Source organism: Asaia bogorensis (genome assembly GCF_900465345.1).
Taxonomy (GTDB): Bacteria; Pseudomonadota; Alphaproteobacteria; order Acetobacterales; family Acetobacteraceae; genus Asaia; species Asaia bogorensis_A.
Genome location: NZ_UEGO01000012.1, coordinates 13,754 through 27,820, shown reverse-complemented (window position 1 = coordinate 27,820; position 14,067 = coordinate 13,754). Strand labels below are relative to the sequence as shown.

Genomic DNA, 14,067 nt, shown 5'->3' with positions numbered 1-14,067 from the left:
TCCTCCGGCTGGCTCTCAGGCCAGCTTCTGCATTTCCTGAAGAACAGCGGCGCCCATTTCCTCGGTGCCGACGCGGTTCATACCATCGGACATGATATCGGCCGTGCGCAAGCCACTGGCGAGCACATTTGATACCGCCTTCTCGATCAGGCAGGCCTCGTCTTCACGCTGAAGCGAATAACGCAGCAGCATGGCGAAAGAGAGGATCTGTGCCAGCGGGTTTGCAATACCCTGCCCTGCAATATCCGGTGCCGAACCATGAATGGGCTCGTACAGCGCATGGCGCTTGCCGCTCTCCTGCACCGGGCCCAGCGTGGCCGAGGGCAGCATGCCCAGCGAGCCGGTCAGCATGGAGGCCAGATCGGAAAGAAGGTCACCAAACAGATTGCCGGTCACGATCACGTCGAACTGCTTCGGGTTGCGAACCAGCTGCATGGCGCAGTTATCGGCAAGCATATGGCTGAGCGTGACATCGCTGTACTCGCGCGCATGCAGCGCGGTCACAACCTGCTTCCACAGCAGGCCGCTCTCCATCACGTTGCACTTCTCGACCGAGCAGACGCGATTATCGCGCAGGCGGGCCAGTTCGAACGCAACACGGGCCACGCGCTCGATTTCCGAGGTCGTATAGACTTCGGTATTGATTCCGCGCTGTGAGCCATCGGCCAGCGTTTCGATGCCACGTGGCTCGCCAAAATAGATGCCACCCACCGTCTCGCGAACGATCATGATGTCGAGACCGGCCACGAGTTCCGGCTTCAGCGAGGAGGCATTGACCAGAGGCGGAAAGACCTGAGCCGGGCGCAGATTGGCGAAAAGCTCGAGTTCCTGACGCAGGCCCAGAATAGCCGCCTCGGGACGCTTGTCGAACGAGACCTCGCTCCATTTCGGATCGCCAACCGAGCCGAACAGCACGGCATCGGCTTCCTTGGCCAGCGCTACGACTTCAGGGCGCAATGGCACGCCGTGAACTGCCAGCGAAGCCCCTCCGACGAGCTCTTCCGTCATGTCCAGCTTGAGGCCCTTGGCCTCGTCCAGCCAGCGCGCAATCTTGACGACTTCGCGCATGACCTCGGGGCCAATCCCGTCACCGGGAAGAACGAGTAGCTTATGGGCCTGGCTCACGAAACCGTCTCCATCACAATGGTGGGGCGCCAGGATTCATCTCTCTGACGCTTCTGCTCGAAGGACGCGATGGCACTGTCATGCTGCAGGGTCTGCCCGATATCATCGAGCCCCTCGATCAGCATGTGCTTGCGAAACGCATCAACATCAAAGGCAATGGTGCTGCCATCGGGGCGCTGAACGACCTGCTTCTCAAGATCGACAGTGATGCGGGCATTGGCCCCCATCTGCGCATCTTCCATGAGGCTCTCACAGATTTCGCGCGGCAGACGGATCGGGAGGATCCCGTTCTTGAAGCAGTTATTGAAGAAGATATCTGCAAAGCTCGGCGCAATCACGCAGCGGATACCGAAATCCAGCAGCGCCCAGGGCGCGTGTTCACGCGAGGACCCGCAGCCGAAATTGTCCAGCGTGACCAGAATCTCGGCCTGGCGGTAAGGCTCGCGATTCAGCACGAATTCCGGCTTCTCCGACCCATCCTCGTTGTAGCGCTGCGCGGCAAAGGCGTTCTTGCCAAGGCCGCTGCGCTGGATGGTCTTGAGAAAACGTGCCGGGATAATCTGGTCCGTGTCGATGTTCTCGACCGGCATCGGGGCCGCAATGGCGGTGAGTGTGGTGAACTTGTCCATTATGCCATCTCCCGCACATCGACAAAGCAGCCTGTGACCGCCGCCGCCGCCGCCATCGCTGGCGAGCAGAGATGCGTCCGGCCACCCGGCCCCTGACGCCCTTCGAAATTACGGTTCGAGGTCGAGGCACAGCGCTGGCCGGATGTCAGCTTGTCCGGGTTCATGCCCAGACACATCGAGCACCCGGCCTCGCGCCATTCAAATCCGGCGTCGAGAAAGATCTGGTCCAGCCCCTCGGCCTCGGCAGCGGCCTTCACATGGCCCGAACCCGGCACGACCATGGCGCGCACGCCCGGGGCCACATGGCGGCCCTTGGCAATGGCGGCTGCCGAGCGTAGATCCTCGATGCGGCTATTGGTGCAGGAGCCGATGAACGCTACGTCGATCTTGGTCCCGGCGATCTTCTGACCGGCTTCGAGACCCATATAGTCGAGCATACGCTGTACCTGACGCGCACGGGCCGGATCGTTGCAGCTTGCCGGATCGGGCACGACACCATCAATGGCAATCACGTCCTCAGGGCTGGTGCCCCAGGTCAGATTGGGCTGGATGGAGGCGGCATCGAGCGTCACCTCAGTGTCGAACACGGCGCCCTCATCGGTGGCCAGCGTACGCCAATAGGCGCAGGCCTTCTCGAAATCTTCGCCTTTGGGGGCAAAGCGGCGGCCCTCGACATAGGCAAAGGTCGTCTCGTCCGGCGCAATCAACCCGGCGCGGGCACCTGCTTCGATCGACATGTTGCACAGCGTCATGCGCCCGGCCATGTCGAGCGCACGGATGGCGTCGCCTGCGAACTCCATCACATGGCCGGTCCCGCCAGCGGTCCCGATCTTTCCGATGATCGCCAGCATGATGTCCTTGGCCGTCACGCCGGGGCCAACCTGGCCTGCCACCGTGATACGCATGTTCTTGGCCGGCTTCTGCAGCAGGGTCTGCGTAGCCATGACGTGCTCGACCTCGGAAGTGCCGATACCGAAGGCAAGCGCCCCCATCGCACCATGGGTCGAGGTATGGCTGTCACCGCAGACAATGGTCATGCCAGGCAGGGAGATGCCCTGTTCGGGTCCCACCACATGCACGATCCCCTGGTCTTTCGAGCGCAGCTTGAAATAGGGAACGCCGAATTCGGCAACGTTCTTTTCGAGCGTTTCGATCTGGAGCCGGGATTCCGGCTCCTCGATCGGCAGCGAGCGGTCCGAAGTCGGCACATTGTGATCGACCACGGCCACCGTCGCATCCGGACGACGCAGGCGCCGCCCGGACATCCGCAGACCTTCGAAAGCCTGCGGGCTTGTCACCTCATGGAGAAGGTGCCGGTCTATGTATAGGATGCAGGTGCCGTCCGGGAGGCGTTCGACCACATGGTCATCCCAGATTTTATCGAACAATGTTCGCGCCACCGTACTCTCCTTTGTCATGAACCGGTTTCGACTATCCTGATTTAGGAAGCCGTCTTGGCAACGTCACGGGGACGCTCGGCAATACGAGCCGACTTGCCGCTACGCTCACGCAGGTAATACAGCTTTGCACGACGCACCTTGCCGCGACGGACAACAGCGATCTCGGCGATGGAGGGGGAGTAGAGCGGGAAGATACGCTCAACGCCTTCACCGTTCGAAATCTTGCGAACCGTGAAGTTGCTGTTCAGGCCCTTGTTGGAACGGGCAATCACAACGCCTTCATAGGCCTGTACGCGCTCACGCGTGCCTTCAACAACGCGCACGCCAACGCGCACGGTGTCACCGGCCTGGAATTCGGGAACCGGACGGGCGGCGGTCAGACGCTCGATTTCGCGCGCCTCATACTGCTGGACAATGTTCATGGTACTTCTCCGAGAAAACGAAAATTTATCTGTTGGTCTTGGCTTCAGCATAGGCCGCCCAGAGGTCGGGGCGTCTGGCCTGTGTCACAAGGCAGGCCTGCTCGTGACGCCAGGCCGCAATCGCAGCATGATGTCCAGAAAGCAGGATGTCCGGCACATCCATGCCATCCCATGAGGCTGGCTTGGTGTAATGCGGGTATTCAAGCAGACCGTCACCGAAGCTCTCTTCGGCATCGCTCAGCTCGGACCCCATCACACCGGGCAGAAGGCGCACGCAGGAATCGAGCAGTGCATAGGCAGGGATTTCCCCGCCCGACAGCACGAAATCGCCAAGCGAAATCTGCACGACATTGCGTCGCTCCAGAACACGCTCGTCAACGCCCTCGAAGCGCCCGCACAGCACCACAACCCCGTCACCCGACGCGAACTCGCGCGACTGCGCCTGTGTCAGGCGCGCGCCACGCGGCGTCGGGTAGATGACCGGTCGGCCATCGGCCTCGATCGAGTCCAGCGCTTCGGCAACCACATCGGCCCGAAGCACCATGCCCGCACCACCGCCGAATGGCGTGTCATCCACGGCGCGATGACGCCCACGTCCAAAGTCACGCAGATCATGCACACCCAGAGACCAGACGCCTTCTTCAAGCGCCCGCCCCGCCAGGGAGAACCCCAGCGGCCCCGGAAACATGTCCGGGAAAAGGGTGAGAATGTCAGCGCGCCAGGTCATGAACGCACCGCCACATCGGCCTTGCCCGACAGATCACCCTCGACTTCCACCTCATGCGGCGGCTCGACAATGATCCGGCCCTGATCGAACAGGATTTCGGGCACACAGGCATGGGTGAAGGGCACGATCAGATCCTGACCCTTGCCATCCTGCCCTGCGGCCGTGATTTCGAGGCTGACACCCGCGCCGTAATCATGAATGACCGCAACCGTGCCCAGCACCGTGCCCTCGCGGGTTTCGGCGCGCAGCCCGATCAGATCGGCATGATAGAACTCGTCCTCATCCGTATCGGGCAGGCAGTCCCGGCCGACATAGAGCTTGAGGTTCACGAGACGCGACGCTTCATCGCGGTCGGTAACGGGGCGACCCGACGCGTCGAACAGACGCGCGATGCCATGACCCTGCCATTCCGCCCGCCATACGCGCCCCTTCTCGTCATGCAATGCCCCGATATCCTCGACCGAAGCCGGATCATCGGTTGCCGCGAAAAGATGCACGAGCCCCTTCACGCCATGGGGCCTGCCCACGGTCGCGACCAGAATATCTTTCGATACATCCGAAGGGGCGCTGACGGTCGTCATGGAATACTGAAGCCTATCCCTGGTCTATGGCTCAGGCTGCGGCCTTGGCGGCTGCACGCTCCTGGGCGCGCTTCTTCGGCGCGGACTGCTTGGGCTGCTCGTTGTAAACGGGCTTCTCGATCAGGCCGGCATTGCCAAGGAAGCGGGCAACGCGATCGGTCGCCTGCGCACCGTTCGACAGCCAGTGCTTGATGCGCTCGTCGTTCAGACGGATGCGGTCAGCATGGTCGGAAGGCAGCATCGGGTTGTAGGCGCCAACCTTCTCGATGAAGCGGCCATCGCGGGGGCTACGGCTGTCAGCAATCACGATGTGGTAGTACGGACGCTTCTTGGCACCAGCGCGCGAAAGGCGGATCTTAACGCTCATATTTTTACTCCAGGGTATCGAAAACTATGTGAAAATCATGCCGGTTGGGGTTAGCGACGCGGGCCGCCAAAGCCACCGCCGGGCCGCCCGCCGGGAGCACCGCCCGACATGAGACCGGAAAGCATCTGCTTCATGCCACCGAGGCCCATCTTGCTGATGCGCTTCATGATGGTGGACATGTCGTCAAACTGCTTGAGCAACTTGTTGACCTCCTGAACCGTCGTGCCGGAACCGGCAGCAATACGCTTCTTGCGGGAGGCCTTGATGATCGAGGGCGTCTTGCGTTCGTCCTTGGTCATCGAGGAAATGATGGCCTGATGACGCCGGAAGATCGAGGTATCGAGATCCTGATCGCCAAGCTTGTCCTTCAGCTTACCCATACCGGGCAGCATGCCGATGATACCGGAGATGGAGCCCATCTTGCCGATCTGACGCAGCTGCGAGGCATAATCGTCGAGGTCGAACTTGCCCGCCATCATCTTCTTGGCGACGCGTTCGCTCTCTTCATGGTCGAGCGTCTCGCTGGCCTTCTCGACCAGCCCGGCGATATCGCCAAGGCCGAGAATACGACCAGCCACACGCTCGGGATAGAAATCGTCCAGCGCCTCGAGCTTTTCGCCCAGACCCACCAGCTTGATGGGCGCACCGGTGATGGCACGCATCGACAGCGCCGCACCACCACGCGCATCGCCATCCATACGGGTCATGACGACACCGGTGATGCCGACCGCCTCGTTGAAGCGCTGCGCGGTGTTCACCGCGTCCTGACCCGTCATGGCATCGACCACGAGCAGCGTCTCGACCGGACTGGTCGCGTCACGTACGTCGCGCACTTCCTGCATCAGGGCTTCGTCGATCGACAGACGACCTGCCGTATCGAGAATGACGACGTCATAGCCTTCGCGACGACCCGTCTCGAGAGCGCGCTTCGCAATCTCGACAGGCTGCTGGCCAGCGATGATGGGAAGCGAGCCCACGCCGACGCGCTCGGCCAACTGCTGAAGCTGGAGCTGCGCGGCAGGACGCTGCACGTCGAGCGAGGCCAGCAGAACGCGCTTGCGCTCACGGGTCAGAAGGCGCAGGGCAATCTTGCCCGATGTCGTGGTCTTGCCCGAGCCCTGCAGACCGACCATCAGGACGGGCACCGGAGCCGCAGCAGCAAGGTTCAGCGGCACATTGCCCGCACCGCCAAGCGCCTCGATCAGGGCATCATTGACGATCTTGGCAACAGCCTGACCGGGAGAAATGCTTTCGAGCACCTCCGTCCCGACGGCCTTTTCCTTCACCTTGTTGACGAAGTCACGCACAACGGGGAGCGCCACGTCGGCATCCAGCATAGCCAGACGCACTTCACGCATCGCTTCGGCAACATCCGCCTCGGACAGCCTGCCGCGCTTGGACAGACCCTCAAATACACCGGAAAGCTTGCCAGAAAGCGTGTCGAACACGTTGAACCCTTATAAGCAACAGAAAGACGCCACTGCGCGAGTCTTCGCGAGGTGGCGTTTCAAATCTGGACAGGGAGCTAAAGGGGTGGGGCGGCAAAGTCAAGGCAAAACCTGCCCTGCGCCCGCCTGCCCTCGTTTCAGCATCACGATGACAGAAAAAGGGGCAGGCAGGACAGCGATCCGCTCCACCTGCCCCTCTTCTTCCCGGTCACACATCAATCAGGCCGCCCGACCAACACAAGCTGAGCAGCACTGATCGTCATGGACCCGACCTTCAGGGGCAGCTACCCGCCCCCTCGGCAGCACCTCGCGGCGTTGCAGGATCAGGGTGCGTCGTCGTCATCCTTGTCGGCGGCGCCCTTTACATGGGGGGGACGCAGCAGATCACGGATCTGGCCTTCAAGCGCGTCGAGCTTATCCTGCGTCACGCGGGCCTTGTCGAGCTGCTCGGGTGTCAGAACATCATGGATCGCCACGGCATCGGCGGCCATCGCCTCTTCATCCTTGGCATTCAGGGCCTCCTTCTGCTTGATCAGCCCATCGAGCTTCGCCTTGTCGACAGGCCCCTTGGCAAGAAGCAGGGCGCCAATCTGGGTGTCCAGATCACGACGCTGGTGCATCGCCTCGCGACGATCCTGACGGTGGGCATGCATGAGAGCATGGATCTTGTCGCGCTGCTCCTTTGTCAGATCAACACCGCGCAGCATGCCCATCAGCGGCGGGGGCATCATCATGCCCATATGGCCCGGCGGCGGGGGAACAGGACCGTTCGGTACGGGAGCAGGTGCATGCGCATAAGCGATCGCCGCAAAAGAAGGCGCGGCAGCCAGCGCCAACATGCAGAAAGTTTTCTTCGAGATCATGCTCGTCGACTTCCTATATTTGTGAAGACACCAAAAACGATGTCCTTGACCTCCGTATTAGCAAGAAGAATGCGGAGAACTAGGGCGAAAGCACTACAGATTGTATGCATTGTTACAGAGCCTCTACAGCTCTCGCCCTGAAAGGCGACCTGCCAATGCCCACGCTTTCCACTGGGCACGGACATGCATAACACATTCATGTTACGAGCTTGTCATCTTCTTGTTAATTTGCCGAAAGGATGACAGCGTGTGCTGGCGCGTTTCCTCAGGGAATGCGGCGCAGGAACCCGAACGCCAAGAGTCACGTAGCCCATGCTCAGGCATCATATCGTTTCAGCCATTAACGGCCCTGACATCACCTTGCCTGGTTCACGCCTCCTCGAGCGTCTGGCGGCGGGCCATACCTGTTACATTTAACCCAGCTCGCTCGCGGAACATGGCTTCGCCTGTCCCGCATGGCAGACATCTCTGCTGCCAGCCAGAACCGATCCTGGCGCCTTACCTCACCAGAGTTTTTCCAAGGACAGCCCACATGAAGAAATCCCTGCTTCTGGCCAGCGCCGCCCTCGGGCTGGGACTTGGCGCCCAGGCCAAGGCCGATACGACCCTGACGATTGCGACCGTCAACAACGTGCAGATGATCGAGATGCGCAAGCTGTCGGGCGTATTCGAGAAGGCGCATCCCGATATCCATCTCAACTGGGTCACGCTTGAGGAAAACGTGCTGCGTCAGCGCGTGACGACCGATATTGCTACTCATGCCGGTCAGTTCGACATCCTCACCATCGGCAATTACGAGGTTCCGCTCTGGGCGAAGCAGGGCTGGCTCTATAAATTCGATAATCTGTCTGCTGCCTATGACCTGCCGGACATCATCGCGCCTGTGCGTGAGAGCGTGAGCTACGAAGGCAAGGTCTATGCCCTGCCCTTCTATGCCGAGAGCGTCATGACGCTTTATCGCAAGGATCTCTTCGCCAAGGCCGGGATCACGATGCCCGAAACGCCAAGCTGGGACCAGATCCGCGACTTTGCCGCCAAGACGACCGACAAATCGACCGATACCTATGGCATCTGCCTGCGCGGCAAACCGGGCTGGGGCGAAAACATGACGGTGGTCACCACCATGGTCACGAGCTTTGGCGGCCAGTGGTTCGATATGAGCTGGAAACCGACGCTCAATACCCCGGCCTGGCATAACGCCATCACCTATTACAGCTCCATACTCAAGCATTTCGGCCCGCCGGGTGCCAGTGCAAACGGGTTCAATGAGAACCTGTCCCTCTTCGCCACCGGGCATTGCGCCATCTGGGTCGATGCCACCAGTGCAGCGGGCACGGTATTCGACCCCAAGCAGAGTTCTGTGGCTGACAAGGTCGGTTTTGCCTCCCTGCCCACCGGCAGTTTCAAGGGTGGTCCGACCTGGCTCTGGTCGTGGAACCTTGCCATTCCGGCATCGTCCACCCATGCCGAGGCCGCCAGCACGTTCATCCAGTGGGCGACGTCCAAGGAATATATCCAGCTTGTGGCCAAGACGGATGGCTGGGTGAATATTCCCCCCGGCACGCGCAGCTCGTCCTATCAGTCTGCTGAATACCAGAAGGTCGCACCCTTCTCTTCTTTCGTGCTGAAGGCCATCGAAAGCTCGAACCCCTCAGGCCAGACGGCCCAGCCGCGCCCCTATGTCGGGGCTCAGTTTGTCGATATCACCCCGTTCCAGGGCATCGGCACGCAGGTTGGCCAGACAATCGCCTCTGTTCTGGCAGGCTCAACCACCGTTGACGCTGGCCTTTCAGCCGCCAATGCCGCCACCAATCGCGTCATCCGTCAGGCGGGGTATCAGAAGTAAGTCGTCCTCGCCTTTTGTCTGGCGGCAATTGATCTGAAATCTGCGATCCATCCATCCCGCGGGGTGGGTGGATCGGTGCAATTTAGTGTGACTGACCCAACCCGGCTGCCAGCCAGATGTTTCCTGAGACTAATCTCATGGAAAACAATGCGATGTCTCAGAACGGTTCAAATCCTGTCTGGTGGAAAGACGCGGTCATTTACCAGGTCTATCCACGCTCGTTTGCAGACTCCAATGGTGATGGCATCGGCGATCTACCCGGCATCATCAGCCATATGCCCTATCTCGAGCATCTCGGGATCGACGCCTTGTGGATCTCGCCCTGCTTCCAGTCCCCGCAGGGGGATGCGGGTTACGACATTTCCGATTATCGAAAGATCGACCCGATTTTCGGCACGGTCGATGACTACGAAGCGCTGATCAAGCAGGCGCATGATCATGGTCTGCGCGTCATTGCCGACATGGTGCCCAACCATACCTCCGATCAGCATGTCTGGTTCAAGGAAGCCATGGCTTCCGAACCCGGTAGTGTCGCCCGTGCGCGTTATCTGTTTCGCGACGGCAAGGGAGAGAATGGCGATGAGCCACCCAATAACTGGCAGAGCGTCTTTGGCGGGATCGCCTGGACACGTGAACCTGAGCGCGAGGACGGCAAACCCCGGCAATGGTATCTGCATCTGTTCGATAGCTGTCAGCCCGACCTGAACTGGGACAATCCCGAGGTCCGGACAGAATTCGAGTCCGTACTGCGTTTCTGGCTGGATCGCGGCGTCGACGGCTTCCGCATCGACGTGGCTCACGGTCTGATCAAGGAAAAAGGCCTTCCGCCCTATACCGAGCGCGCCACGATGGTGGGCGAGGATGACGACAAGACCCCGAGCGACGCCCCCATGTGGGACCGCGACGGCGTGCATGAAATCTATCGCAGCTGGCATAAGCTTCTGGCCAGTTACCCCGGTGACCGGATGCTGATTGCCGAGGCCTGGGTCAAGCCGCTCTCACGCCTTGCACGCTACGTCCGACCCGACGAGATGCAGCAGACATTCAACTTCGACTATCTCCTCTGTCGCTGGAACGCTGCCAAGTATCGAGAAATCATCACCGACTCCCTTGAGGCCATGCATAAGGTTGGCGCCATAACAGCATGGGTCATGTCCAACCATGACACCGTACGCCATGCCTCACGGCTGGGCCTGAAGGACGCCGGCGCACGCCCGCAGGGAATCGATGCGGCTCATGAGCAACCTGACGAGGCGCTCGGCCTGCGCAGGGCACGGGCCGTGATCTTCATGACGCTTGCCCTGCCTGGTTCAGCCACGTTGTATCAGGGAGAAGAGCTTGGCCTGCCGGATCACACCACGCTGGACCGGAAGTACCGGCAGGATCCCGCCTTTTTCCGCACCGATGGCAAGGAAATCGGTCGCGACGGTTGCCGAATCCCCCTGCCGTGGAGCGACAAGGGGCCATCGCTCGGCTTCAATGAAACAGGCAAACTCTGGCTGCCCCAGCCCGATCACTACAAGAACTATGCGGTCTCGGTAGAGGAAAAGGACCCTGACTCAACACTCGCGCTCTATCGCGCGCTGCTTGCCGAACGTAAAGCCGCCGGGCTCGGTCATGGTGAACTCAGCTGGGCGGAGGAACGCCGCAACGTGGTCGAGTTCACGAATGGCCCGATCCGCGTCGTGCTGAACTGTGGCAGCGATCCTGTCTATCTTCCAAAGGGCGACATCATTCTGGCCAGCCACCCTATCGAGAAGCCGGGCTTCCTGCCGGGCAATGCCGCAGTCTGGATGCGCGAAACACAGGAAAGCTGAAGCGTACCGGGAGCGGTGCGGACGCGGCGTCAACACGCGGGAGAGGATAAGGAGCGCGACGACAGCCGTCGCGCTTTTCGAGTTTCGTCAGGAGGCCGCTGAAATGCGCGGGCTAGGTGGCTGCCTGCTACGCACCGAGCCAGTCGCGCGCGATGGCGAGTTCCTGCTCGAACCGTTCTTCCTCCTCCCGCGCCCGCTGCGGGTCCGGGAGGCGAAGCAGATAGGACGGGTGGATGGTAGCAAGGCTTGGCGGGCGCAGGCCATTGGCGCCGCGCACATGCCCCCGGCTTGCACCCAGCCTCGCACCCTTCCCCTCCAGTGACTGCAAGGCGGTTGCACCCAGCGTGACGATGAGCTTTGGCTGGACCAGGGCAATTTCCTGACGAAGCCAGTCCGAACAGGCGACGATTTCGGTTCTGTCCGGGGTCTGGTGAATTCGCCGGCGACCTTTCGAGACAAATTTGAAGTGCTTGACCGCATTGGTCATCCAGACATCCTCACGCTCGATGCCAACAGTTGCAAGAACACGGTCAAGAACCTGTCCGGCCGGGCCGACGAAAGGCTTGCCCTGCAAATCCTCCTGATCGCCCGGCTGTTCACCGATCATCATGAGGGATGCGTTCTCGGGCCCGATACCGGGCACCACCTGTGTCGCATGACGGCACAATGAGCAGCGTTGGCAGCGCTCCAAGGCCGTCGCCAGCGCCGGAAGTCCCGTCAGGCCGGCCTCTGTTGCCCTGACCTCCTCCGCCTTACGCTGCCATTCGGCCTGATGGCGCTCATGAAAACCGGGGGCTGTTCCATCATTCTGCAACGCAACCATAGCTGCCACACGGTTTTCGGCATTGGCGAGCATTGATGGAATCAGCCGCGTCTCAGGGAGGTTCTTCCAGTATTTGGTCGGCATTTCCGAACGCATCGCCTTTGTCTTGATGCGCGCAGGGTTGAAGATCGACTGATAATAGCGATGCCACAATGTCTCGACATCATCTTTCAGGTCCGGCGGCTCGCACGGCGTTCTTTCAATGGCTACCTTGCCGTTCTCGAAAAGGATCGACCCGATTGGCGTTAGAATGAACCAGTCCATGTCTGAAAAGCGTTCGGCAAAGAACGGGGCCACCGTCTCAAGAATGTAATGCTCTGGCTCGAACCAGGCGACGAAATGCCGACGCGCACCCTCTTCTGCGCCATCCTCCCGAAAACGCAGGAACGCCTTCATCTTATGCGCGTCGCGACGGATCTGGTGGTCCATACGCGCGGCCTCACGCACATCCGGATCTGTGGCAATTGCGGGAAGCGCGGGCTCTGTCTGGAGCCGCCAAAGCAGGCGATAGGCAAGGGCGAAACGCTTTGGATCGCGGTACCGCAGGATCGAACGAAGCATGGCAAGCCCTGCCTTGCTGACATGGGCGCCAGAATAGGCCGGGTTGGCAGGGGCCAGCTCCAGAGCAGCAACCGGCTCGGCGGCCCCAAACAGCTCCGGCTGGTCTGCGTCAGGATTGATCCATTCGATGTCGTCCGGCCTCAGCCCCTCTGATAGCGCAGCCCTTGCCGTGCTGCGCCACTGTTCAAACCCGGCATCCACCGGGAGAGAAATCGACTTCACAGCAAGCTCAATTGCTGCGGCTGCGGGCGGAACGATGCCGCAAGATTCTCCTTGTCGATCAGCCGTCCAGGCGACCAATCTGCTGTCACCACAAAGGGTTTGATCTTGCGCAGGGACACGTTCAGACGCTCCACATCTTCCAGCCTGATGATCCGATGACGGCGCGCCGAAAGCAGGGCACCGACACTGCGCGGACCAAGGCCGGGTACACGCAACAACATCTCACGGCTGGCACGGTTCAGATCGAGTGGAAACTGGGCGCGGTTTTGCAGAGCCCAGGCGAGCTTTGGGTCAAGCTCCAGATCGAGCATGCCATCCTGCCGTTCAGCAACGATCTCTTCGAAGGAGAACCCATAGAACCGAACCATCCAATCCGCCTGATACAGGCGATGCTCCCGCAGGAGCGGGGGAGACTGCGCAGGCAAGGCCAGCGAGGCATCGGGGATGGGGCTGAAAGCCGAATAATAGACGCGACGCAGCGCATAGCCGGAATAGAGCGAGGCACTGCTGCGCAGAATATCGCGATCGGTCGATTTATCGGCTCCGATGATCATCTGCGTACTCTGGCCACCCGGCGCAAAGCGTCTTGGCTTGCGGCCACTCAGCGTCTTGTCGCCTGACTCCTGGATACGCAGGCGCAGCGCGCCCATGCTCTGCCGGATATGGCCCGCATCCTTCTCAGGCGCATAAGCCGCCAATCCGGCATCGGTCGGCATTTCCACGTTGATGGAAAGGCGATCTGCATAGAGACCGGCTTCCTCAATGAGGTGCGGTGCCGCATCGGGGATTGTCTTGAGGTGGATATAGCCGTGAAAATGATGGACCAGACGCAGTTCGCGCGCCACGCGGACCATTTCCTCCATCGTATAGTCGGAGGAGCGGATGACGCCCGATGAGAGGAACAGACCCTCGATATAGTTACGCCTGTAGAACTCAAGCGTAATCCAGATGATCTCCTCGACTGTGAACCGCGTCCGCTCGATTTTCGACGATGAGCGATTGATGCAGTAAGCGCAGTCATAGATGCAGAAATTGGTCATCAGGATCTTGAGCAGCGAGATACAGCGCCCATCGGGCGTGTAGGCATGACAGATCCCGTTGGGCGCCTTGGAGCCCAGCCCTTCCTCGCCCGGTTTCTTCTTCGAACGCGCGCCGCTGGATGCGCAGGACGCATCGTATTTGGCGGCATCGGAGAGGATTTCCAGACGTGCGGCGAGGGTCTTCTTCATACACCCG

13 protein-coding genes are annotated in these 14,067 nt (G+C 60.6%); 2 read left to right on the top strand and 11 right to left on the bottom strand.

Annotated features, from left to right (window positions below):
• Positions 1-15 precede the first annotated feature (15 nt).
• The 9 genes from leuB to ED655_RS05765 all read right to left on the bottom strand — a co-directional run bounded on the left by leuB (position 16) and on the right by ED655_RS05765 (position 7,562).
• A complete protein-coding gene (leuB, locus tag ED655_RS05805; protein ID WP_062164274.1) occupies positions 16-1,125 on the bottom strand; it encodes a 3-isopropylmalate dehydrogenase in 1,110 nt (369 codons plus the stop codon).
• Positions 1,122-1,754 (bottom strand): 3-isopropylmalate dehydratase small subunit, encoded by a 633-nt coding sequence (gene leuD / locus ED655_RS05800; protein ID WP_122049366.1) that lies wholly within the window; start codon positions 1,752-1,754, stop codon positions 1,122-1,124. Before leuD ends, leuB begins: the two co-directional genes overlap by 4 nt.
• On the bottom strand, positions 1,754-3,172 hold the full coding sequence (gene leuC / locus ED655_RS05795) for a 3-isopropylmalate dehydratase large subunit (protein ID WP_122049365.1): 1,419 nt from the start codon (positions 3,170-3,172) through the stop codon (positions 1,754-1,756). Before leuC ends, leuD begins: the two co-directional genes overlap by 1 nt.
• 23 nt (positions 3,173-3,195) lie before the next feature.
• Positions 3,196-3,576: a 50S ribosomal protein L19 gene (gene rplS, locus ED655_RS05790; protein WP_023978624.1), complete on the bottom strand. Its 381-nt coding sequence runs from the start codon at positions 3,574-3,576 to the stop codon at positions 3,196-3,198.
• 25 nt (positions 3,577-3,601) lie between these two features.
• Positions 3,602-4,303: a tRNA (guanosine(37)-N1)-methyltransferase TrmD gene (gene trmD / locus ED655_RS05785; RefSeq protein ID WP_062164272.1), complete on the bottom strand. Its 702-nt coding sequence runs from the start codon at positions 4,301-4,303 to the stop codon at positions 3,602-3,604.
• Positions 4,300-4,884 carry a ribosome maturation factor RimM gene (gene rimM, locus ED655_RS05780; RefSeq protein WP_062164271.1) on the bottom strand — a complete coding sequence of 195 codons (585 nt, stop codon included), beginning with the start codon at positions 4,882-4,884 and terminating at the stop codon, positions 4,300-4,302. Before rimM ends, trmD begins: the two co-directional genes overlap by 4 nt.
• Before the next feature lie 31 nt (positions 4,885-4,915).
• Positions 4,916-5,251: a 30S ribosomal protein S16 gene (rpsP, locus tag ED655_RS05775; protein WP_023978627.1), complete on the bottom strand. Its 336-nt coding sequence runs from the start codon at positions 5,249-5,251 to the stop codon at positions 4,916-4,918.
• Between the two features lie 50 nt (positions 5,252-5,301).
• Positions 5,302-6,699 carry a signal recognition particle protein gene (gene ffh, locus ED655_RS05770; protein ID WP_122039280.1) on the bottom strand — a complete coding sequence of 466 codons (1,398 nt, stop codon included), beginning with the start codon at positions 6,697-6,699 and terminating at the stop codon, positions 5,302-5,304.
• Between the two features lie 323 nt (positions 6,700-7,022).
• Complete coding sequence (locus tag ED655_RS05765; RefSeq protein WP_122049364.1) at positions 7,023-7,562, bottom strand: Spy/CpxP family protein refolding chaperone; 540 nt, start codon at positions 7,560-7,562, stop codon at positions 7,023-7,025.
• A gap of 532 nt (positions 7,563-8,094) precedes the next feature.
• Here ED655_RS05765 and ED655_RS05760 point away from each other — a divergent pair.
• Together ED655_RS05760 and ED655_RS05755 are read left to right on the top strand one after the other, a co-directional pair.
• The gene (locus ED655_RS05760) at positions 8,095-9,408 is read left to right on the top strand and encodes an ABC transporter substrate-binding protein (RefSeq protein WP_122049363.1); all 1,314 of its coding nucleotides are present in this window, start codon (positions 8,095-8,097) and stop codon (positions 9,406-9,408) included.
• A gap of 152 nt (positions 9,409-9,560) precedes the next feature.
• The gene (locus tag ED655_RS05755; protein ID WP_240993523.1) at positions 9,561-11,225 is read left to right on the top strand and encodes a glycoside hydrolase family 13 protein; all 1,665 of its coding nucleotides are present in this window, start codon (positions 9,561-9,563) and stop codon (positions 11,223-11,225) included.
• 127 nt (positions 11,226-11,352) lie between these two features.
• Here ED655_RS05755 and ED655_RS05750 read toward each other — a convergent pair whose 3' ends face one another.
• Positions 11,353-12,831 carry a UdgX family uracil-DNA binding protein gene (locus ED655_RS05750; protein ID WP_240993522.1) on the bottom strand — a complete coding sequence of 493 codons (1,479 nt, stop codon included), beginning with the start codon at positions 12,829-12,831 and terminating at the stop codon, positions 11,353-11,355.
• The gene (locus ED655_RS05745) at positions 12,828-14,060 is read right to left on the bottom strand and encodes a putative DNA modification/repair radical SAM protein (protein WP_122049568.1); all 1,233 of its coding nucleotides are present in this window, start codon (positions 14,058-14,060) and stop codon (positions 12,828-12,830) included. The genes ED655_RS05750 and ED655_RS05745 overlap by 4 nt, the downstream gene beginning before the upstream one ends.
• Positions 14,061-14,067 lie beyond the last annotated feature (7 nt).

Bases quoted from the DNA above. Each gene is read 5' to 3' on its own strand.
- leuD (WP_122049366.1), bottom strand. From the start codon at position 1,754: ATGGACAAGTTCACCACACTCACCGCCATTGCGGCCCCGATGCCGGTC.
- leuC (WP_122049365.1), bottom strand. From the start codon at position 3,172: ATGACAAAGGAGAGTACGGTGGCGCGAACATTGTTCGATAAAATCTGG.
- rplS (WP_023978624.1), bottom strand. From the start codon at position 3,576: ATGAACATTGTCCAGCAGTATGAGGCGCGCGAAATCGAGCGTCTGACC.
- trmD (WP_062164272.1), bottom strand. From the start codon at position 4,303: ATGACCTGGCGCGCTGACATTCTCACCCTTTTCCCGGACATGTTTCCG.
- rimM (WP_062164271.1), bottom strand. From the start codon at position 4,884: ATGACGACCGTCAGCGCCCCTTCGGATGTATCGAAAGATATTCTGGTC.
- rpsP (WP_023978627.1), bottom strand. From the start codon at position 5,251: ATGAGCGTTAAGATCCGCCTTTCGCGCGCTGGTGCCAAGAAGCGTCCG.
- ED655_RS05765 (WP_122049364.1), bottom strand. From the start codon at position 7,562: ATGATCTCGAAGAAAACTTTCTGCATGTTGGCGCTGGCTGCCGCGCCT.
- ED655_RS05760 (WP_122049363.1), top strand. From the start codon at position 8,095: ATGAAGAAATCCCTGCTTCTGGCCAGCGCCGCCCTCGGGCTGGGACTT.
- ED655_RS05755 (WP_240993523.1), top strand. From the start codon at position 9,561: ATGTCTCAGAACGGTTCAAATCCTGTCTGGTGGAAAGACGCGGTCATT.
- ED655_RS05745 (WP_122049568.1), bottom strand. From the start codon at position 14,060: ATGAAGAAGACCCTCGCCGCACGTCTGGAAATCCTCTCCGATGCCGCC.